The organism is Variovorax sp. 01T432, assembly GCF_056398605.1.
Genome location: NZ_JBFTPS010000006.1, coordinates 105,281 through 125,880 on the forward strand (window position 1 = coordinate 105,281; position 20,600 = coordinate 125,880).

General features: G+C 68.9%; 18 protein-coding genes. 9 read left to right on the forward strand and 9 right to left on the reverse strand.

What is annotated here, in order from left to right; all coding sequences use genetic code 11:
- The first annotated feature begins 41 nt into the window (after positions 1-41).
- The gene (locus AC1DNF_RS07245; protein ID WP_478147892.1) at positions 42-827 is read left to right on the forward strand and encodes a sulfurtransferase; all 786 of its coding nucleotides are present in this window, start codon (positions 42-44) and stop codon (positions 825-827) included.
- Positions 828-858: 31 nt separating this feature from the next.
- On the opposite strand, the gene AC1DNF_RS07250 is transcribed toward AC1DNF_RS07245, so the two are convergent.
- From AC1DNF_RS07250 to AC1DNF_RS07265, 4 genes are all read right to left on the reverse strand, one after another.
- Positions 859-1,773, reverse strand: a complete 915-nt coding sequence (locus AC1DNF_RS07250) for a pirin family protein (protein WP_478147893.1) — start codon at positions 1,771-1,773, stop codon at positions 859-861.
- A 29-nt stretch (positions 1,774-1,802) separates the two neighbouring features.
- Complete coding sequence (locus AC1DNF_RS07255; RefSeq protein WP_478147894.1) at positions 1,803-2,354, reverse strand: flavodoxin family protein; 552 nt, start codon at positions 2,352-2,354, stop codon at positions 1,803-1,805.
- Between the two features lie 19 nt (positions 2,355-2,373).
- Positions 2,374-2,817, reverse strand: a complete 444-nt coding sequence (locus tag AC1DNF_RS07260) for a DoxX family protein (RefSeq protein WP_478147895.1) — start codon at positions 2,815-2,817, stop codon at positions 2,374-2,376.
- Between the two features lie 86 nt (positions 2,818-2,903).
- Positions 2,904-3,605, reverse strand: coding sequence for a pirin family protein (locus AC1DNF_RS07265; protein ID WP_478147896.1), 702 nt, complete (start codon positions 3,603-3,605; stop codon positions 2,904-2,906).
- 149 nt (positions 3,606-3,754) lie between these two features.
- Between AC1DNF_RS07265 and AC1DNF_RS07270 the strand changes: the two genes are divergently transcribed.
- The 4 genes from AC1DNF_RS07270 (at position 3,755) to trmB (ending at position 7,527) form a co-directional block, all read left to right on the forward strand.
- The gene (locus tag AC1DNF_RS07270) at positions 3,755-4,708 is read left to right on the forward strand and encodes a LysR family transcriptional regulator (protein WP_478147897.1); all 954 of its coding nucleotides are present in this window, start codon (positions 3,755-3,757) and stop codon (positions 4,706-4,708) included.
- Between the two features lie 68 nt (positions 4,709-4,776).
- Positions 4,777-5,847: an NAD(P)/FAD-dependent oxidoreductase gene (locus tag AC1DNF_RS07275; RefSeq protein WP_478147898.1), complete on the forward strand. Its 1,071-nt coding sequence runs from the start codon at positions 4,777-4,779 to the stop codon at positions 5,845-5,847.
- Between the two features lie 13 nt (positions 5,848-5,860).
- The gene (gene gluQRS / locus AC1DNF_RS07280) at positions 5,861-6,775 is read left to right on the forward strand and encodes a tRNA glutamyl-Q(34) synthetase GluQRS (protein ID WP_478147899.1); all 915 of its coding nucleotides are present in this window, start codon (positions 5,861-5,863) and stop codon (positions 6,773-6,775) included.
- Between the two features lie 11 nt (positions 6,776-6,786).
- Positions 6,787-7,527 (forward strand): tRNA (guanosine(46)-N7)-methyltransferase TrmB, encoded by a 741-nt coding sequence (gene trmB, locus AC1DNF_RS07285; protein ID WP_478147900.1) that lies wholly within the window; start codon positions 6,787-6,789, stop codon positions 7,525-7,527.
- 94 nt (positions 7,528-7,621) lie between these two features.
- Here the strand turns inward: trmB and AC1DNF_RS07290 are convergent, their stop codons facing one another.
- The gene (locus AC1DNF_RS07290) at positions 7,622-8,059 is read right to left on the reverse strand and encodes a hypothetical protein (protein ID WP_478147901.1); all 438 of its coding nucleotides are present in this window, start codon (positions 8,057-8,059) and stop codon (positions 7,622-7,624) included.
- Positions 8,060-8,253: 194 nt separating this feature from the next.
- On the opposite strand from AC1DNF_RS07290, the gene AC1DNF_RS07295 reads away from it, so the two are divergent.
- The 3 genes from AC1DNF_RS07295 (at position 8,254) to AC1DNF_RS07305 (ending at position 11,132) form a co-directional block, all read left to right on the forward strand.
- Positions 8,254-9,429: an ABC transporter substrate-binding protein gene (locus tag AC1DNF_RS07295; RefSeq protein ID WP_478147902.1), complete on the forward strand. Its 1,176-nt coding sequence runs from the start codon at positions 8,254-8,256 to the stop codon at positions 9,427-9,429.
- A gap of 87 nt (positions 9,430-9,516) precedes the next feature.
- Positions 9,517-10,284, forward strand: coding sequence for a class II aldolase/adducin family protein (locus AC1DNF_RS07300; RefSeq protein ID WP_478147903.1), 768 nt, complete (start codon positions 9,517-9,519; stop codon positions 10,282-10,284).
- 95 nt (positions 10,285-10,379) lie between these two features.
- Positions 10,380-11,132, forward strand: coding sequence for an ABC transporter substrate-binding protein (locus tag AC1DNF_RS07305; RefSeq protein WP_478147984.1), 753 nt, complete (start codon positions 10,380-10,382; stop codon positions 11,130-11,132).
- A gap of 73 nt (positions 11,133-11,205) precedes the next feature.
- Here the strand turns inward: AC1DNF_RS07305 and AC1DNF_RS07310 are convergent, their stop codons facing one another.
- Positions 11,206-12,249 (reverse strand): 2-dehydropantoate 2-reductase, encoded by a 1,044-nt coding sequence (locus AC1DNF_RS07310; protein ID WP_478147904.1) that lies wholly within the window; start codon positions 12,247-12,249, stop codon positions 11,206-11,208.
- A gap of 9 nt (positions 12,250-12,258) precedes the next feature.
- Positions 12,259-14,883: an alanine--tRNA ligase gene (alaS, locus tag AC1DNF_RS07315; RefSeq protein WP_478147905.1), complete on the reverse strand. Its 2,625-nt coding sequence runs from the start codon at positions 14,881-14,883 to the stop codon at positions 12,259-12,261.
- Positions 14,884-15,073: 190 nt separating this feature from the next.
- Here alaS and AC1DNF_RS07320 point away from each other — a divergent pair, with 190 nt between their 5' ends.
- Positions 15,074-15,445 carry a DUF2784 domain-containing protein gene (locus AC1DNF_RS07320; RefSeq protein ID WP_478147906.1) on the forward strand — a complete coding sequence of 124 codons (372 nt, stop codon included), beginning with the start codon at positions 15,074-15,076 and terminating at the stop codon, positions 15,443-15,445.
- Between the two features lie 41 nt (positions 15,446-15,486).
- Here AC1DNF_RS07320 and AC1DNF_RS07325 read toward each other — a convergent pair whose 3' ends face one another.
- Positions 15,487-19,626, reverse strand: coding sequence for a PAS domain S-box protein (locus AC1DNF_RS07325; protein WP_478147907.1), 4,140 nt, complete (start codon positions 19,624-19,626; stop codon positions 15,487-15,489).
- A 2-nt stretch (positions 19,627-19,628) separates the two neighbouring features.
- On the reverse strand, positions 19,629-20,597 hold the full coding sequence (locus AC1DNF_RS07330) for a response regulator (RefSeq protein ID WP_478147908.1): 969 nt from the start codon (positions 20,595-20,597) through the stop codon (positions 19,629-19,631).
- Between the last annotated feature and the right edge of the window lie 3 nt (positions 20,598-20,600).

Genomic DNA, 20,600 nt, shown 5'->3' on the forward strand with positions numbered 1-20,600 from the left:
CCCTCCACCATGTGATGTGGCACTCCCTACAATCGCGCCCCGTGCAAGAGATTTTGAATATCGCCGCCTACAAGTTCGTCCCGATCGACGACGCGGAAGCCCTGCGCGACGCCCTTCGCATCCGCACGCATGCGCTCGGACTGAAGGGTACCGTCCTGCTCGCGCCCGAGGGCATCAACCTGTTCGTCGCCGGCACCGCGCCGGAGGTGCGCGCCTTCCTGCAAGGCCTGCGCGCCGATGCGCGCTTCGCCGACCTGGAAGCCAAGGAGAGCTGGTCCCAAGCCCAGCCTTTCCGACGCATGCTGGTCAAGCGCAAGCGCGAGATCATCCGCATGGACCACCCCGCCATCCAGCCGGCCGCGGGACGCGCCCCCGGCGTCGACGCGCCGACGCTCAAGCGCTGGCTCGACCAGGGCCACGACGATGCGGGCAAGCCCGTCGCACTGCTCGACACGCGCAACGCCTTCGAGGTCGACCATGGCAGCTTCGACGGCGCCATCGACTGGCGCATCGGCAAGTTCACGGAGTTTCCGAAGGCGCTCGAGAGGCACCGAGAAGAGCTCTCGGGCAAGACGGTCGTGAGCTTCTGCACCGGCGGCATCCGCTGCGAGAAGGCCGCGATCCTGATGCGCGAGGCCGGCGTCGCCGATGTGCTGCAGCTCGAAGGCGGCATCCTCAAGTATTTCGAGCAGGTCGGCGGCGCGCACTACCACGGCGAGTGCTTCGTGTTCGACGGCCGCGAAACGCTGGCGCCCGACCTCAGCGCCCGGGCCAGCGGCGCCAGCGCCCGTGCCGGCGAGGACCCGGACATCGCGATCAAGCGCTGAGCCGGCCCGGCCCCTGCCTCAGGCCCCTGCCTCAGACAGGCGTGCTGCCGGTATCGGCCGGCGTCTGGACCTGGAACGGATGGCCCGGCAGCGGAATGAATTCGGTCTCGCCGGGCACGTGGCCCATGCGCTGCGCGGCCCAGTCCTCGCCCGCTTCGAGGATGCGCTCGCGCCGGCTGGACACGAAGTTCCAGGTGATGAAGCGCGGACCATCGAGCGGATCGCCGCCGATCACCACTACGCGCACCGCATCTCGCGCCTGCAGGGTGCCGCCCTCGCCTTCGGGCAGCATGGCCATGGTGTGCTGGGCGATGGCTTCGCCGTCCAGCGACACCGGGCCGTCGATGGCATAGACCGCCATCTCCGCGGCCAGCGCCGGCAGCTCGATGCGACTCCCCGCGGGCAGCGCGAGGTCGAGATAGAGCGTCTTCGCCAGCGTCGGCACCGGCGAGCAAACGCCGAAGGCCTCGCCCACCAGCACCCGCACCGCGACGCCCCGCACCTCGACCGCGGGAATGTCGGCCGCCGCAGTGTGCGAGAAGCTGGGTTCGTCTTCCTCATGCGCCTGGGGCAATGCGGCCCAGAGCTGCAGGCCGTGGTTCACGTAGGTCGCATCCAGAAGGTTCTCGGGCTTGCGCTCGGAATGCACGATGCCGCGCCCCGCCGTCATCCAGTTGATCGCGCCGGGTCGGATCTCCTGCACCACGCCCAGGCTGTCGCGATGCACCATCACGCCTTCGAAGAGGTAGGTCACCGTCGCGAGGCCGATGTGCGGATGGGGCCGCACGTCGTGCGCCTTGCCGGGCGTCTCGGTCGCCGGGCCGAAATGGTCGAAGAACACGAAGGGGCCGACCGAACGCCGCTTCGTGGCGGGCAGCAGCCGGCGAACCTTGAAGCCCCCGCCAAGATCCTTGTCGTGCGGTTGAAGCAGCTGCGCTGAACTCATGGTGGTCTCCGTGTGTGGGCCGTGGCGTCCTAGGTGCGCGATCTTGCCACCTCGGCCACGCGTTCGCCGAAGGCGCGCGCGGTGTCGAGGTCGCCACGGGACATCTCGGCCGGGCTCGCGTCGGTGGGCGAGGTGGTCAGCAGTCCGGCATAACCGCCGACGTAGTTGATCGAGTCGCGCCGGGCCGCCTTGTCGTTGCTCGGCATGATGCCGAGGCTGACCCACAGGCCGCTGTGCTGCATCGCAAGGTGCCACAGGTAGGTCAGCGCGGCGGTCTTGTCGCCGTTCATGGCGGCGCTGTTGGTGAAGCCCGCGAAGAGCTTGTTCTTCCAGCCCTGGGTGAACCAGACCTTGGAGGATGCATCCGCGAACTTCTTGAACTGCCAGCTCACGCCGCCCATGTAGGTGGGCGAACCCATGATGATCGCGTCCGCCGCGGCCAGCAAGTCCCAGCCGTTGGCCGGGAGATTGCCGTCGGCATCGATCGCCAGCAGGTATGCGCCCGCGCCCTCGGCCACCGCCTGCGCGACGCGCTGCGTGTGGCCGTACCCTGAATGAAAGACGACAACGATATCGGTCATGCGACCGTAGTGTGCACGCTCAGCGCTTGTCGATGCCGAAGCGTCCGCCGCCGAAGGCCGCGAATGCGAACAGACCGCCCGCGATGGCCATGTTCTTGTAGAAGTTCAACTGGTTCATCGCGACCTTCTCGGCGACCATGGCCCAGTAGTTGTGGAAGAACACGGCGGTTGCGATCGTGAAAATCGCCATCACGAGCCCCGTGAGACGCACCCTGTAGCCCACGAGCAGAAGGATGCCGAAGCCCAGTTCGACAATGATCGCAATCGCCGCGGCGACCTGCGGCAGCGGCAGGCCCACCGAGCTGATGTAGCCCACGGTGCCGGCAAAGCCCATGAGCTTGTTGAAGCCCGCCGGGATGAACAGCGACGCGATCAGGACGCGGCCGATGAGGGTCAGCGTGTCCTGCGCCGTGGTGGTGGCCAGCGAGCCGGCGTTCGAGGATGAGAGAGTGGTGCTTGTCATGGAATAACTCCTGAGATTGAAGAAGGCCGCGTCACCGGTGACGCGGCGGAAAAAGCGGCTGCTTTCGCAAGTAACGCAAGGAACAATCAAGCCGCGAGATCGAATACCAGCACTTCGGCATCCTTGCCGGCGCCGAGCGTGAGCTGCGATTCGCCTTCGAGCATCGCGGCATCGCCGCCGCTCAGCTTCTGGCCGTTGACTTCGAGCTCGCCCTTGACCAAGTGCACGTAGCTCTTGCGTTTCGGGTCGAGCGCCAGGCTGGCCTTCTCATCGCCGTCGAGCAGCCCCGCGAACAAGCGGGCATCGGCATGCACGAGCACGGAACCGTCCGCGCCGTCGGGCGAGGCCACCAGGCGCAGCTGGCCGCGCTTCTCGGCATCGGGAAAGCTCTTTTGCTCATAGCCCGGTGCGATGCCGCGAACATTCGGCTCGATCCAGATCTGCAGGAAGTGCGTGGTCTGGTCGGCCTTGTGGTTGAACTCGCTGTGCATCACGCCCCGTCCGGCGCTCATGCGCTGCACGTCGCCCGGCGGGATCGACTCCACATTGCCCATGCTGTCCTTGTGCGCGAGCTCGCCGGAGAGCACGTAGCTGATGATTTCCATGTCCTTGTGGCCATGGGTGCCGAAGCCGGCGCCCGCGGCGACGCGATCTTCATTGATCACGCGCAGGTTGCCAAAACCCATGTGGGCCGGGTCATAGTAACCGGCGAAGGAGAAGCTGTGGAAGGAGCGCAGCCAGCCATGATCGGCGTAACCGCGTTCCTGGGATTTACGGACTTGCAACATCGTTGAACTCCTGCCCCCGTCATTTTGTGGGGCCTTCGAGATGCCGCGCCCTGTGCGCAGCGGATGTATGGAACTTTAGGCCCGTACACCCCTTGCGAAAGCGCCGGGCTTTGATGGCATCATTCAATTTTTTTGAACGATCGAATGCCATGCCTACTGCCCGAGACGTTCTGACGCCCGATGCGCTGTCGATGCTGCAGACCGTGGCCAGCACCGGCAGTTTCGCCGCGGCAGCCCGGTCGCTGAACCTCGTGCCCAGCGCCCTGAGCTACCGGGTGCGCCTGATCGAGGACGCGCTCGACGTGCTGCTCTTCGACCGCGGCGGCCGCCAGGCACGGGTGACCGAGGCCGGCGAGGAACTGCTGCGCGAGGCATCGCGCATGCTCGGCGAGATCGACGCGGTGGCCAACCGCGTCAAGCGCATCGCCACCGGCTGGGAGCCGATGCTCACGATCGCCATCGACAGCGTGATCGCGCGCGACCCGATGCTCGACCTCGCCACCGCCTTCTACGCGCTCGACCCGCCGACGCGGTTGAAGCTGCGCGACGAGACGCTGCTCGGCACCATCGAGGCACTGACCACCGGCGAGGCCGATCTCGCCATCGGCGCGGTGATGGATGCGGCCAGCCTCGCCTTCACGGCCACGGGCATCCGCAGCCGGCCGCTGGGCAAGCTGCCCTTCGTCTTCGCCGTCGCGCCGCACCATCCGCTCGCGCGGCAGAAGGAGCCGATCTCCGACGACGTGCTGCGCCTGCATCGCGCCGTGGCCGCGGCGGATTCCGCGCGCTCCGGGCCGAGCATGACGGTCAACCTCGTGGGCGGACAGGACGTGCTCACGGTGCCGACGATGCAGGCCAAGCTCGCCGCGCAACTCCATGGCCTCGGCGGCGGCTTCCTGCCCGAGCCCATGGCGCGCCCGTACATCGAGGCCGGCCATCTCGTCGAACGCAAGACCGAGCGCGTGCTGCCGGTCGCCACCATGCACTGCGCCTGGCGCGTGCGCACCGCCGGAAAGCCCGGGCGCGCGCTCGAATGGTGGCTCGCCCAGTTCGAGCACGAAGGAACCCGCAAGGCGCTGCTGGAGCGGCACCGGGGAAGATAGACCCGGCGCAGGCCACCCCTTCAACCCGGTTAGAGTCAGCTTGTGCCCGCCACCAGAAAGAGACTTCCATGATCACTCGCCCCACCGCCGATCGCCACCGAACACCCGCATCCCGTCACTACGCCGTCGTCGGCGCCGGCATGGCCGGCGTGGCATGCGCGCGCACCTTGCTGCAAGCGGGTCACCGCGTCACCGTGTTCGAGCGCGAGGCCGCGGTCGGCGGGCGCATGGCGAGCGAATCCACGCCCTTCGGCCGCTTCGACAGCGGCACGCAATACTTCACCGTGCGCGACCCGCGCTTCGCGCGCGCGCTGGAAACCGCACCCCAGATCTGCAGGCCCTGGAGCGCCAACCTCGTGCGCGTGCTCGATGCGCACGGCCGGGTGGCCGAGGCCGCCCTGCCCGCGCTCGAGCCGCACTGGGTCGCGCAGCCCGGCATGGACGCGCTGGCCGCCTACTGGGCCGCGCCGCTCGCAGACATGCTCGTCACCCAGACGCAGGTGACGCAGATCGAGCGCGATGCGCTCGACGGCAAGCGCTGGCAACTGCGCACCACGGGCGCCGGCGATGCGCAGCACGTCTACTCCGGCTTCGACGCCGTGCTGCTCGCTGTGCCGCCGGCGCGCACCCGCGCCCTGCTCGGCGACGGCAAGCTTTCCTCGGAACTCAACCAGAAGATCGAAGCGGTGCGCATCGCGCCCTGCTGGACGCTCATGATTGCCTTCCCGCAGGCCAACCAGGCCAACATGTCGCATCTCGGCCCGCAATGGAATGCCGCGCGAAGCACGCACCACCGCGTCGCATGGCTCGCGCGCGAATCCTCCAAGCCGGGCCGCGACCGCATCGAACGCTGGACGCTTCAAGCCAGCGCCGCATGGTCGCAAGAGCATCTGCGCGACGATGCGGCACGCGTCGAAGCCAAGCTCCTGCGCGCCTTCTCCGAGATCACCGGCATCCGCGCCGAGCCCTCGCACGCGCAGGCCCGCTGCTGGCCGGAGGCCCAGACCCAGGTGCCGGTCGGCAAGCAGCATCTGTGGGACGCCAAAGCCCGCATCGGCATCGCGGGCGACTGGTGCATGGGCCACCGCGTGGAAGACGCCTTCCTGTCGGGCCTCACGCTGGCGCTCAAGGTGGCGTGAAACCGCGCGGGCGATGATCCGCATCGGTCGTTTTGCGCCCTCGCCGACGGGCCCTCTTCACGCCGGTTCGCTGGTGGCCGCCCTGGCCAGCTGGCTCGATGTGCGCGCCCGGGGTCCGCAGGCGCGCTGGCTGGTGCGCATCGAGGACGCCGATACCGAGCGCTGCCTGCCCGGCATGGGGGAACATATCCTCTCGCAGCTCGCCGCCTGCGGCCTCCTGCCCGACGCGCCGCCGGTCTGGCAGACGCAGCGCGCCGACGCCTACCAGCGCGCGCTCGACCGCCTCAGGGCGTCGCGGCTGGCCTATCCCTGCGGCTGCTCGCGCAAGGACATCGACCTCGCCCTCGCGCGCCTGGGCGCGGCGCACCGGCGCCATGGCGAACGCGTCTACCCCGGTACCTGCCGCGACGGGCTGCATGGCAAGCCGGCACGGGCATGGCGATTCGCCACCACGGCCTTCGAAGCCGCGCGCCAGCGCACGCTGCTGCAATGGAGCGACCGCCGCCTCGGCGACCAGCAGCAGGACGTGGCGCGCGAAGTCGGCGACTTCGTGCTCAAGCGCGCCGACGGGCCATGGGCCTATCAGCTTGCGGTCGTGGTCGACGATGCCGAACAGGGCGTGACCGATGTCGTGCGCGGCGAGGACCTGGCGGACAACACGGCGCGCCAGATCCTGCTGCAGCAGGCGCTCGGCCTGCCCACGCCGAGCTACCTGCACACGCCACTCGTGCTCGGCGCCGACGGCGACAAGCTCTCCAAGCAGAACGGCGCAACCCCACTCGCCACCGACTCGCCCGCCGCCGCGCTGGCGGCGCTCGGCGCGGCCGCGCAGGCGCTCGGGCTGTATGCGACCACTGCTTCATCGATCGCCTCGGCACTGGCGCAATGGGTGCCCGAATGGCGCGCTCTCTACAATCCGCGGCCTTGATGAACAGTCCCATGACCACCGAACTCCCCCGCGATCCGCCCACCGATGCCACGCCCGAAGATGCCCCGACCGGCGAGGCGCACCCCCTGCACCGCCGCCTCAAGAGCTTCGTCCGGCGCGCGGGCCGCACGACCGACGGCCAGGCGCGCGCCTATGAAGAGTTCGGCCCCCGCTTCCTGCTGCCCTATCGCGAGGAGCCGCTCGACTTCGAGACCGCCTTCGGCCGTGACGCACCCACCGTGCTCGAGATCGGTTTCGGCATGGGCGAAGCCACCGCGCACATCGCGGCGCTGATGCCCGAGAAGAACTTCCTGTGTTGCGAGGTCCACGAGCCGGGCGTCGGCGCGCTGCTCAAGCGCATCGGCGCGCAGAAGCTGCAGAACATCCGCATCTGCGCCCACGACGCCGTCGACGTGATCGACCACATGCTGCCGCCCGCGTCACTGGCCGGCGTGCATGTGTTCTTTCCGGATCCGTGGCACAAGACGCGGCACAACAAGCGCCGGCTGATCCAGGCGCCCTTCGTGCGCAAGCTCGCGGACCGGCTGGCCAGCGGCGGCTACCTGCATTGCGCGACCGACTGGCAGCCCTATGCCGAGCAGATGCTCGAAGTTCTCTCGCAGGAACCCCTGCTGCGCAACACGGCGCAGGACTATGCGCCCAAGCCCGCGTACCGGCCGCTCACCAAGTTCGAGAACCGAGGCCTCAAGCTGGGCCACGGCGTGTGGGACGTGGTGTTCGAGCGCGTCTGAACCCCGGGCTCAGTAGTTCGCCATCAGGCAGGCCTGACCCCGGGGCATGAAACCGGGGTCACAGTCAAATTCGGCGTTCGATGGCATGAGTTTCTTAGTAGTTGCTCAGGCGCAGCCCGTCATCCGACGGCGCGCCGCTCTGGGCCGCGCGGACGTTCTGCTGCGCCGCCAGGATGAGCGCCGCACGGTAGGCCGAGCGGCTCGCCGTCTTCGTGTAGGCGACCAGTGCCCTCCACTCGCGATCGAGTTCGGGCGCCGCGCGGCTCAATGCCGGGCGATGCATCAGCGTCTTGCTCACGTCCACCAGAGCGGCCGCCGAGCTCAGGCAGATGTTGAGGGCCGACTGCGCCGCGCTCGCGTGGAAGCGGCCCTCGCCCATCGGTCCTGGGGACTCCAGGCCTTCGAGGGTCATGTTCACGGTGGGCCCCAGATAGGGCGTGCCCTGCATTTCGCTGTCGGCGCGCGCCAGCACCTGTTCGATGGTGGCGAGGGCGGTTTCAAGCAGTGCGGCGTCGGATGGCTTTTTTTTCATGGGTGGGGTCCGTCACGGGATCCGGAAATCAGCCGCGGATATTGACATTGCCGGCCGCTTTCGCCGCGTGCAAAAAGCCACATTAGCAATACAAAAGTTCACATTATTTAAGACGAGCGGAATGTGACTTACGACCTTTGTCTGTAACAGTGAACTTGATACATTTTTTTGCTTTCGTAGCGAAAGGTTTCCAAATGGATCGGTCACGCAGGCAATGGATGGGCACGGCGGGCGCCGCCCTTCTGCTGGGCAGTGGACTCTGCGCGAGCCGGCCCAGCCATGCGCAAGGCACGCGCACCCCCGCCGCCGCACCCGGCGCGCGCACCGTGATCCTCGGCCAATCGGTCCCCCTGACCGGAGCGGCCAGCGAGATCGGCCTTGCCTTCGCGGCGGGCTGCCGGCTCTACGCCACGCAGTTCAACGAAAGCAACGCCGTCGCGGGAATCCAGCTGAAGCTGATCCAGCTCGACGACAGCTATGACGCCGCCAAGGCCACGGCCAACGCACGCACCCTCCTCGGCACCGACAAGGCGGACATGCTGTTCGGCTTCGTCGGGACCGCGAGCAGCGACGCCGGCGCAGCGGTTGCAGCCCAGCAGGGCGCGCTGCTGTTCGCGCCCTTCGCCGCCTCCGACGAACTTCGCGGCCCGGGGCACCCGAACGTCTTCCACGTCCGGCCCAGCATGGCCGACGAGGCCTTCAAGATCGTGCGCCAGTGCGCCACCGTCGGCCAGACGCGCATCGCCTTGATCGGTGACGACGACGCCATGGGCCGCGCCGGCCTGGCGGCGGTGCAGCAGGCCGTGGCCGAACTCAAGCTCGATCCGCTGGTGGCCTCCGCGCTGGTGCCCGAAGCTGGCGACAAGGTCGATGCGGCACTCGCGGCCGTGAAGAAGCAGGCACCGCAGGCGATCATCCTGGTGTCGCTCTCCGGCGCCACGGCCAATGTGATCCGCAAGCTGCGCAAGGGCGGCTATGCCGGCAGCTTCATGGCTTTTTCCATCGTCGGCATCGATCCGCTCTACGTCGCGCTGGGCAAGGACATCGGCGGCATCGTGATCTCGCAGGTCGTGCCTTCGCCGCGCCCATCGGCCATCCCCATCGTCAAGGAATACCTGGCTGCCGTCGACAACTCCGACCAGACAGCCTCCTACGAAGGCCTGGAGGGCTTCATCGCGACCAAGGCCGCGGGCGAAGCCATCCGCCGCGCCGGCCGCAGCTTCACGCCCGCGACTTTGCAGCGTGTCATGGCGGGCATGACCGACTACGACGTCGGCGGCTTCCGTATCAACCTGCGCCCCGGCCTGCGCGATTCGGCGCGCAGCATCGACCTCATCAGCATCACCGCGGACGGCCGGGTTCTGCGCTGAGCTGTCCGCTGCCTGACAGCGGCAAACCGGGCGACGGTCTACAGTGGCAGGCGAATTCCCCGTGCCCACCCCCCAGGAGACAAACCCATGAACGCCAGCACCGAAAGCGAAATCAGGAAACTCGTCAGCGCCGAGGAATGGCAGCTGCGCCTCGACCTCGCCGCCTGCTACCGGCTGGTCGCGCTGTACGGCTGGAGCGACCTGGTCTTCACCCACATCAGCGCGCGCGTGCCCGGCCCCGAGCACCACTTCCTCATCAATCCCTACGGCCTGATGTTCGACGAGATCACCGCATCGAGCCTGATCAAGGTCGACAAGGACTGCAACAAGGTGATCGATTCGCCCTACCCGGTCAATCCGGCGGGCTTCGTGATCCACAGCGCCGTGCACGCGGCGCGCGAAGACGTGCAATGCGTGCTGCACACCCACACGCGCGCCGGCATCGCGGTCAGCGCGCAGAAGAACGGCGTGCTCCCGATCAGCCAGCAGTCGACCTTCGTGCTGGCCTCGCTCGCCTATCACGACTACGAAGGCGTCGCCTTCCGCGACGAGGAGAAGCCGCGCCTGCAGGCCGACATGGGCAGCGCCAACTTCCTCATGCTGCGCAACCACGGCCTGCTCACCGTGGGCAAGACCATCGCCGACGCCTTTCTCTCGATGTACACCTTCGAGAACACCTGCCAGATCCAGATCGCGGCGCAGTCCGGCGGCGGCGAACTGACCCAGGTGCATCCGCAGATCATCGATGGCGTGAGCCAGGCGCTGAAGGTGCAGACCGGCGGCCTCGGCGGCGCCTTCGTCTGGCCCTCGCTGATCCGCAAGCTCGACAGGGTCGACGCCAGCTACAGGAACTGAGGATGCTCCGGCATACTGGCGGGCCGCTGCCCATCACCCGCCGCGGCCTGCTGGCATCCCTGGCGGGCTCGGCCTTGCTGACCACCGCCTGCACCATGACGCCAAAGATCCCGCCCTCCGTCGTCTCCGCCCTCGCCCCCACCGGCAAGCTGCGCGCCTCCATCAACCTCGGCAATCCGATCCTTGCCAACAAGGACCCGGCGACGGGCCAGCCGGTGGGCGTGTCCATCGATCTCGCGCGCGCCTTCGCGCAGCGGCTCGGGGTGGAGGTCGAACTGGTGGTCTTCGATGCGGCCGGCAAGTCGGTGGATGCGGTGAAGGCCGAGCAGGCGGACATCGGCTTCTTCGCCATCGACCCGCTGCGCGGCGAGGGCATCCGCTTCACCGCGCCCTACGTGCTCATCGAAGGCGCGTATCTCGTGCGCCAGGACTCGCCGCTGAAGGACAACGCAGAGGTCGACCAGCCCGGGCGCCGCATCATGGTCGGCAAGGGCAGCGCCTACGACCTGTACCTGACGCGCGAACTCAAGTCCGCGCAGATCATGCGCGCGCCGACCTCGCCCGCCGTCGTGCAGGCCTTCCTCACGGAGAACGCCGACGTCGCGGCAGGCGTGAAGCAACAGCTCGAAATGGACGCCGCGCGAACCGGCGGGCTGCGCCTGCTGCCCGGGCGTTTCATGGTGATCCAGCAGGCGATGGGCACGCCGACCTCCCGCGGCGCCGAAGCGGCGGCGGTGCTGTCGGCATTCGTCGAGGAGATGAAGACCAGCGGCTTCGTGCGCGACTCGCTCGCGCGCCACCGCATCGAAGGCGCCATCGTGGCGCCCGCGGCAGGCGCTCGGGCGTAGCGCGCGAGAGCTGCGCGCGAAATCGACGCGCGCCCAGCCCCGGAATCAGGCCTTGCCGATCGGGATGCGCGCCCTATGCCCCGGATCGTGCGTCGCTTGCCAGCAAGCCCAGCTCGGCCTGCAACCGCTGCGATGACAAGTGCTCGTGCCGCTGGGGCCAGGCCTCCAGCAACTCGACCATCTTCGCATTACACGGCGCCGTCGCGCCGTTGGCAGCCGCGAGGCGCACCACCTCGCCGCAGAACGCGTCGATCTCGGTGCGGCGCCCGAGCGCGAGGTCGTCCGCCATGCTCGAGCGCGCCTTGGCGTCGATGCGCAGCATGCGCGCCGCGATCACCCGGAACAAGGGCGTCGGCAGCCGCAGGATGGCGGGCAGGCGATGCGCCGGCACGGCGGCGAGCTGGGCCGGCTTGATGCCCGCCCACGACAGCGCCTCGAGCGCCTCGTCCATCAGCGCGGCGAGGCAGCGCCGGTAGCCGCGGTCCATCAGTTCCTCGCGCAGGGGCAGACCCGACAGGGCATTGACCGGGTTGTTGAGATTGAGCAGCAGCTTGCCCCACTGGATCGGCGTGAGATCCCGGTAGAGATCCATCGGTACCCTGGCACGCGCGAACACCGAGGTCCAGCGCCGCAACATCGGATGGTCCTGCGCGGCCAGCCGCCCGGTGGTGCCGCGGTGGAAGACGCCGGGCCCGAGCTCCGCCACGTTGTAGGGCACCATCCCGGGCAGCACATGAAGCGAGGGCGCGACATGCGATGCGGTCGCCGCATTGGAGATGCCGTTCTGCATCGACACCACCACCGTCCCGGGGGGCAGCGCCGCCGAGAGCTGGGCCGCGGCCCGGGCCGTCGCGCCGCTCTTGACCGTCAGCAGCACCAGTGCCGGCTTGATCCCGGTGGGCACCTCTTCCGACAGATGCAACAAGCCCGGCGACACGCGGCGCTCGACGCCGTCGATATCCGTGAGCTTGAGCCCGTGCAGCGCCACCGCCCTCAGGACGCGCGGCCGCCCCACGAGCGCCACCCGCACGCCCGTCGCCGCGAGGCTGCCGCCGATGAAGCAGCCGATCGCGCCGGCGCCCATCACGAGCACGTCGACGGCTTCGGCATCGGTCATCGCGCGCGTCTAGGTCCGCTCGGCGACCCAGCCCCGTACCGATTGGAGCGCCGCCGGCAAGCCCGCGGCATCGGTGCCGCCGGCCATTGCCATGTCGGCCTTGCCGCCGCCCTTGCCGCCCACCTGCTGGGCCACGAAGTTGACGAGTTCGCCCGCCTTCAGCTTGCCCATGGTGTCGGCCGTGACGCCGGCCGCGATCTGCACCTTGCCGCCCTCGACGGCAGCAAGCACGATGGCCGCGGTCTTGAGCTTGTCCTTGAGCTTGTCCATGGTGTCGCGCAGCGTCTTCGCGTCGGCCCCGTCGAGCTTGGCCGCCAGCACCTTCACGCCGTTGACATCGACCGCCTGCGCCAGCAGCTCGTCGCCCTTGGAAGAAGCGAGCTTGCCCTTGAGCGACCCCACCTCGCGCTCCAGCGCGCGCACCTGTTCGAGCACCTGCGTGAGGCGCCCTTGCAGTTCGGAGGCCGGCGTCTTCAACGTGGCGGCCACGCTGTTGACCGTGGCTTCCAGCTGCTGCAGATAGGCCAGGGCGTTGGCGCCGGTCACGGCCTCGATGCGGCGGACACCGGCCGCCACGCCGCCTTCGCTCACTATCTTGAAGAGCCCGATGTCGCCGGTGCGCGCCACGTGCGTGCCGCCGCAGAGCTCGCGACTGGAGCCGATGTCGAGCACGCGCACGGTCTCGCCGTACTTCTCGCCGAACAGCATCATTGCGCCGGTCTTCTGCGCCGACTCCATGTCCATCACGCGCGCCTGCGTCGCCTGGTTGGCGAGGATCTCGGCGTTCACGCGCCGCTCGATCTCGAGGATCTGCGCGGGCGTGACGGCCGTGTTGTTCGCGAAGTCGAAGCGCGTCTTGTCGGCGTCGACCAGCGAACCCTTCTGCTGCACATGCTCGCCCAGCACCTCACGCAAGGCCTTGTGCATCAGGTGGGTGACGCTGTGGTTGCGCATGGTCGCGGCGCGGCGCTCGGTGTCGACGCGCGCAGTCACGACGTCGCCGATCTTCAGCGTGCCCTGCGTCTGCGTGCCGTGGTGGCCGAACACGTCGGCCTTGATCTTCTGCGTGTCCTCGACACCGAACTGCACGCCTTCGGCGACCAGCACGCCCTGGTCGCCGACCTGGCCGCCGCTCTCGGAATAGAAGGGCGTGGTGTCCAGCACGACGATGCCGGGCTGCCCCTCGGCGAGCTGCCGCACCGGCGCGCCCTCGAAGTACAGCGCCGTGACGCGCGCCTGCTCTTCCAGGCGCTCATAGCCGGTGAAGAGATTGCCGGCGCCCGTGTACTCCACGGCGCGGTCCATCTTGAACTTGCCCGCGGCGCGGCCGGCGGCCTTCTGCCTTTCCATCGCGACGTGGAAGCCGGCCTCGTCGACCGCCACCCCGCGTTCGCGGCAGACGTCGGCCGACAGGTCGAGCGGAAAGCCATAGGTGTCGTGCAGCTTGAAGGCCACGTCGCCCGGCAGCACCTTGGCGCCGCCGGCCAGTGCCGCATCGAGGATTTCCATGCCGTTGGCCAGCGTCTCGAAGAAGCGCTCCTCCTCCGCCTTCAGCGTCTCGGTGATGCGCTTCTCGTCGGCTCGCAGCTTCGGGTAGGCATCGCCCATCAGCGCCACGAGGTCGGGCACCAGCTTGTGGAAGAAGGGCTTCTTCTGGCCCAGCTTGTAGCCGTGGCGGATCGCGCGGCGCACGATGCGCCGCTGCACGTAGCCGCGGCCCTCGTTCGACGGGATCACGCCGTCGGCCACCAGGAAGGCCGTGGCGCGGATGTGGTCGGCGATCACGCGCAGGCTCTTGTTCTCGATGTCCTTCTCGCCCGTCTCGCGCGAAGCGGCCTTGATCAGGGCCGCGAAGATATCGATCTCGTAGTTGCTGTGCACGTGCTGCAGGATCGCGGCCAGCCGCTCCAGCCCCATGCCGGTGTCGACGCAGGGCGCGGGCAGCGGCTTCACGCTGCCGTCGGGCTGCATGTCGAACTGCATGAACACGTTGTTCCAGATCTCGATGTAGCGGTCGCCGTCCTCGTCCGGGCTGCCGGGCGGACCGCCGGCGATTTCCGGGCCGTGGTCGTAGAAGATCTCGCTGCAAGGGCCGCAGGGGCCGGTGTCGGCCATCATCCAGAAGTTGTCGGACATGTAGCGCCCGCCCTTGTTGTCGCCGATTCGCACCACGCGCTCGGGCGGCAGGCCGATCTCCCGGGTCCAGATGTCGTAGGCCTCGTCGTCCTCGATGTAGACCGTGGCCCAGAGCTTCTCGGCCGGCAGCTTGTAGACCTCTGTCAGCAGTTCGAAGGCCCACTTGAGCGACTCGCGCTTGAAGTAGTCACCGAAGCTCCAGTTGCCCAGCATCTCGAAGAAGGTATGGTGGCGCGCGGTGTAGCCGACGTTCTCCAGGTCGTTGTGCTTGCCGCCGGCCCGCAGGCAGGCCTGCACCGAGGCGGCGCGCACGTAGGGGCGCTTGTYGGTGCCGAGGAACACGTCCTTGAACTGCACCATGCCGGAGTTGGTGAACATCAGGGTCGGGTCGTTGGCCGGCACGAGCGAACTCGAAGGCACGACCGTGTGCCCCTTGGTCGCGAAGAAATCGAGGAAGGTCTTGCGGATGTCGGCGACGGTGACGGTGGGCTGGCTCATCTTGGATTTGGCTTCTGCAGAGGCGGCCGGCTGCGGGCAGCCGCTGCATCGAACCCACCTAACTGCTTGATTTGCTTGAACAATCGATTATAGGTTTGGCCCACCCCGGCGGCCCGTGCAAACATGCCGCGTGCCTGCGCTCCGACCCGATGGACAAGCCTCCCCTTCCACCCTTTGCCACCGCCACTCCATGAGCGACCGCGCGCTGGCCGATGCCCTGCTCGTCCTGCATGGCCTCTTCATCCTCTTCGTCCTGGGCGGCGGCGCTCTGGTGTGGCGCTGGCCGCGCCTTGCCTGGCTGCACTTGCCGGCCGTCGCCTGGGCGGCGTGGGTCGCGTGCGTCGGCTGGATCTGCCCCCTCACGCCGCTCGAGAATGCCTTGCGCCATGCGGCCGGCCAGCCTGGCTATGGCGGCGGCTTCGTCGAACACTACCTGCTGGCAGTGATCTACCCGGCCGGCCTCACGCGCGGCGTGCAGATCGGCCTGGGCGTGTTCGTCGCGGTGCTCAACCTGGGCGTGTACGCCTTGCTGATCCGCGCGCGGCGCACGAAACGAAGCTGACGCCGCCGCCCGGGCGCGATCCTCAGCGGCGCCCGCCACGCCTAGACCGACGCCTCGCTCTGCAGGATCTCGAGCGCGCGCTTGAACTCAAGTCCCTGCATCGCCTCGTCCAGCGCCAGGAAGCGCTCGCGGCCGAGCGAGGCCCTGAGCGGCAGCCCGAGGTCGTCGTAGAGAGACATCGCGTCCACGCTTTGCCGGCGCAGCGCATCGAGGAGAAGCGCGAGCTCTTGCGCGTCGACGGGCACCGCGGCGGTCGCGCCAGCCTCCCACGCGGCATCCGCCGCATCGAAGAAAGGCCGCGCCGAGGCCTGCAACGCTCTCAACGCGGCGCCCAAGGCCTCCAGCGCGCGCTGCGCGCCCGGCGCATCGCCTTCCTTGAGCGCGGCTTCCGCCTCGGCCGCGAACTGCCGAACGACCGCGACGCCGATCACGCCCGCGCTCCCCCGCAGCTTGTGCAGCCGCGACGCGAGAGCCACCGACGCCGGGCCCGTGGGGACCGCCACGTCGGCGCGCGCCAGGTCACCGAACTCCGCCAGCAGGCGCCGCAGCACGCTCAGCAGAAGTTCGGCGTCGCCCCCGAGCCGGTGAAAGGCGTCGACGGCATCCACGCCGTCGATCTGCGGCCAGCCCCCCGGCACCCGTGCCTGGCCGGGCTCCCGCTCCCGCACGGGAGCGACCAGCCGGCCCTGCGCCCGCTCGACGTAGCGGCGCACCGTGCGAATCAGGACCTCCGCGTCGAAGGGCTTGCTGATGAAATCGTTCATTCCCGCCTCCAGCGCGCGCTCGCGTTCCTCCACGACCGCGCTCGCGGTCAGCGCGATCACCGGCAGGGCCGCAAGACCGAGCTCCGCGCGAATCGCGCGTGCCGCCTCGTTGCCATCCAGCCTGGGCATGTGCACGTCCATCAGCACGATGTCGAAAGCCTCGGGCGCCGCGCGCAGGCGCTCGACCGCCTCGCGCCCATCCTTGGCCGTGCCGACCTGGGCGCCTTCGCGCTCCAGGATGTGCCGGCAGACTTCCAGATTGACCGGGCTGTCGTCCACCACCAGCACGCGCATCTCCGACAGCCGCCGCTGCGCCTGTGCGCCCTGCGCGGCCGATGCCGGCAGGCTCCCCCAGGGCGCCGAGCGCGTCGGCGACACGCCGCCTTCGCTGCTGATGTCCAGCGGCAGGATCACCCAGAACTCGCTGCCCGCGCCCGGCGTGCTCCGCACCCCGAACTCCCCGCCCATCAGATCGACCAGCTGCTTCACGATCGACAGGCCGAGCCCCGTGCCGCCGAAGCGCCGCGTCGTCGACGTATCGGCCTGCGTGAAGGGCTTGAACAGGCGCCCGAGGACCTCGGGCTCGATGCCGATGCCGGTATCGATCACCTCCAGGCGCAGCCGCAGCCGATTCCCCGCCCGCTCCTCGGCTCGCACGCGCAGCCGCACCAGGCCCTCGGCGGTGAACTTGATCGCATTGTTCAGCAGATTGACGAGGATCTGGCGGATGCGCGTCATGTCGCCGATCAACTGCCCGGGAAGATCACTCTGCGGCTCCAGCAGCAAGCCGATGCCCTTGAGCTCGGCGCTGACGGTCATCATCGCCACCACGTCGTCCAGCAGTTCGCGCAGCCCGAACGCGGCTTCGTCCAGCACCATGCCGCCGGCCTCGATCTTCGAGATGTCGAGGATGTCGTTGATGACGCCGAGCAGCGCGTTGCTGGCCGTGTCGATCTTCTCCAGGAAGGCGCGCTGCACGCCGTCCAGCGTCGTCTGCCGCAGCAGGTAGGCCAGGCCGATGACCGTGTTGAGCGGCGAGCGGATCTCGTGGCTCATGTTGGCGAGGAACTCGCTCTTGGCCTTGCTGGCGGATTCGGCCTGGGCACTGCGCTCCTTCAGCGCCACGTTGAGCGTCTCGAGCTGGTCCTGCGCCTGCCTCATGTCCGTGATGTCCACCGCCACCGAGATGAAGCCCTTGACCTCGCCGTTCTCGTCGCGGTCGGCGATGTAGTGCAGCCAATAGTGCAGCGTCGTCCCGTCGGAGATGGTGCGGCTGCGCGCGATGCGCTGCGCGCGCCCGGCCAGCGCGGCGCGGATGTAGGGCACATTCGCCCTGAACTGCGCCGGACCGAGCATGTCCATGTGCGTGACCCCGATCATCTGCTCGGCCGTCAGGCCCACCCAGCGCTCATGCGCGCTGTTCGCGAACGTGCAGACCATGTCCAGCGTCCAGTAGGCGACCACGCCGGGGATGTTGTCCGTCACGATGCGCATGATGCGTTCGTTGCTGCGCGCCCGCTCTTCCGCCAGCTTGCGCTCCGACAGGTCGGTCGCGATGGCGATGAAGCCGACCACCTTGCCGTCCGGGGCACGCAGCGGACTCACGTTGAGGTGCACCGCCACCCGGCTGCCGTCCTTGCGCACATAGGTCCACTCCCTCGGCCGGGCCCGGCCCGTGCCCGGCGCGGGCGCGAACACTTCGCACACCTCGAGCGGACGGCCCAGCTCGGTCGTGAGCGCCATCGCGCGGCTGTGGACTTCGAACGCGTCGTGGAAGCGGTTCATCTCGACGCGCTCCACCACCTCATCGGCCGAATAGCCCAGCAGATCCTCGGCCGCCGGATTGAACAGCGTCACCACGCCATTGACGTCGGTCGCGATGATGGCGCTCGCCGCGCCGGCCAGAATCGCCCGCTCGCGCGTCGACAGCGCGGCGAGCTGCGCGCTGCGCTCGCTCACCTGCCCCTCCAGCGAGGCGTTCAGTTCGAGGATGTGCGCCTTGGTCGCGCGCTCGTGCGTGATGTCGCGCACCGTCTGCGCGGCGCCGACCACCTGCCCGTCCGCGCCGCGGATCGGCGCCGCCGCCACCGAGACGGGCACCAGCCTGCCGTCCCGGTGGCGCCTGAAGGTCTCGAAGGCCGCCACCGAGGTGCCCCGCGCGATATGGCGGATCAGCTCCTGCTCCTCCGGCAGCTGCGCCGGCGCCAGCAGCAGCGCCTGCAGCGGGTGGCCGAGCGCCTGCTCCGCCGTATAGCCGAAGATCTTGACCGCCCCGTCGTTCCAGTCGGTAATGGTTCCATCCACGCGGTGGCCGATGATCGCGTCGTTGGAACTCGTCACGATCGCCGCGAGCCGCGAGCGCTGCACGTCCGCCTGCGCGGCGCGGCGCCGTGTCGTCTGCTGGACGTACGACAGCAGCGCCAGCAACACGGCCAGCATCGCGCCCGTGAGAAACACGACCCAGGGACTGCGCAGATTCAGCTGCCGAGTGAAGAGCGGGCGCGCCGTGAGTTCCACCCGCCAGACGCGCCCGAAGAGACGCAACGGCAAGGCGCCCGTGCGCGCGTCGGCGCCGGCGGGCACGGGGCCCGGCGACACGTAGAAGCGCTCAGGCTGGTCGGGCACGGTGGTATCCACCAGCGTCAGCGAAAACTGGCTGTCCTGCAGATCGAGCCCCTTCAGCACCTCGTCGATGATCAGCGGCGAATAGATCCAGCCCACCGTCTCCTCGCGTGCCATCCGCGGCGGCATGGCGCCAGGCGGCCGGTGGCGCGCCCGCCCGATCTGCGCCTCGACCGTATAGATCGGCAGCAGCAGCAGGAAGGACATCTGCCCGCTTCCCGAATACACCAGCGAGATGGGTGCCGTCAGCGTGGCCTCGCCGGTCAGCATCGCGTGATCGGCGGCGGCGCGCCGCTTGGGCTCCGAAGCGATATCCAGGCCGATGGCGGTGTTGGCGCGCTCGATGGGCTCGAGGTACTGGATCACATAGCGCTCGCCGTCGTTGACGCCGAGCTGGTGGATCCTGAAATCGGGCCGGCCGTCGGCCCTCGCCGCGGCGAGGAATGCGGCCTCCTGCGCCACCGGCACCCGGCGAATGAAGCCGAAGCCACGCGAGCCGGGAAACTCCCGCTCGAGGTCGCGCGCCGCGCTGTACTGCGCAAAGCGCTGCCGCGTGATGCCGGCGTCACCGCCGGCCGCGATCACCGCGCCGCGCGCGCCCCGCAGGCCGTATTCGTAGGCCTGCATGCGATCGGAGACCTGGTCGACGGCGCCCTTGGACAAGGCCTCGAAGCGCTCCGCGGCGAACTGCTCGTTCTCGTTGGACTGCCACAGCGCCGCGCCGCCCGCCGCGCACAAGCCGGCGACCAGGCAAGCCAGCGCGCGCCATGGCAACTGCCGCGAGCCCGTGACCACGATCAGGCCGAAGCCTCGTCGGGGCCCGCGGCGGCGTCCGCGCGCACCAGGAGCGCCTGGGCCCTGCCGGCCTGCCTCGCCCGGCGCAGCCCGGTGCTGGCGGCGAGTTGGAGCGTGTCCTGCGGGGCCTCCGGGCGGCCATCGACGACGTTGTCGCCCACATCCAGGCATGCGACACCGGCGCTGCACGTCACGTGACGCGACACCGGCGATCCCTGATGCCCGATGTCGAGCGCCTCGACCGCGCCCAGCACCCGGTGGGCGACCTGGAGGCCGCCATCGGCCGCCGTGTCCGGAAGAATCAGCGCGAAGCGATCGCGGCCCAGGAAGGCGGCGAAGTCGCCAGGCCGGCGAAGGGTGCGGCGCACCGCCTCGGCCACCGATGCGATGCACGCGTCCGCGGCCTTGCGGTCGTAGAGCGCCTCGAAGGATTCGAAGAAATCGACCTCGACCATCACCAGCGAAATGGCCTCGCCGGCCTCCGCCGCGCGCAGCGTTTCGCGCCGCAGGGTCTCGGCGTAGGCGCGCTCGTTGGCCAGGCCCGTCAGACCATCGACGCGCGAGAGCCGGCGCAGATCGTCCGCGAGGCGCTTGAGCTTGAGCTGCGTGTTCACGCGCGCCGTCACCTGCGACGCGTTGAAGGGCTTGCGAATGAAGTCGACCGCGCCCAGTTCGAGCACCGCGACCTCCAGCTCGGCTTCCTGGTGGCTGCTCACGAAGATCACGGGGATGTCGGCGAGCGCGGGGTCGGCCTTCAAGGCTTCGCAGACCTGGAGCCCGCTCATATCGCCCATCTGCGCATCGAGCAGGATCAGATCGGGCAGCGATTCCCTGCAGAGCAGCAGCGCATCGGCGCCGCTGGTCGCGAATCGGACCGTGGAGTAATCCGAAAGTATCCGGCTCAGGACTTGAATGATCGCGGGGTCATCGTCGACGAGAAGCAGGCTTGCATCGATCGTTGATTTCTTCATCGC